Source organism: Burkholderia sp. SIMBA_051, from assembly GCF_046534915.1.
GTDB classification, from domain to species: domain Bacteria; phylum Pseudomonadota; class Gammaproteobacteria; order Burkholderiales; family Burkholderiaceae; genus Burkholderia; species Burkholderia ambifaria.
Genome location: NZ_JAWRXS010000894.1, coordinates 1 through 236 on the forward strand (window position 1 = coordinate 1; position 236 = coordinate 236).

A 236-nucleotide genomic window follows, 5' to 3' on the forward strand; every position below is an offset into this window, starting at 1 on the left:
GTTTGCCGCGCAAGTCGAATAACTGCGCGACGAAGCCGCCCGCCGAATTGATCGCCACATAGCTGGCGACAAACGCCAGCGCGGCGGGATTGCCCGCCATCACCGGTTCGATCGCGGCGCGCGGAATGAACAGCAGCTCGGTTTTCGCCGACGCCCGCACCGACGCTTCGTGAACATAGGCGCGCAACATCGCGATGTCGGCGAAAATCTCGCCGGCCTTGCGCACGCCCATGCTG

The 236-nt window shown here is 64.8% G+C and carries 1 protein-coding gene; it reads right to left on the reverse strand.

Annotated elements, in window-relative coordinates; translation table 11 throughout:
- The coding region (locus tag SB771_RS37035) for a hypothetical protein (RefSeq protein WP_410722290.1) at window positions 1–236 on the reverse strand (236 nt) is incomplete at both ends.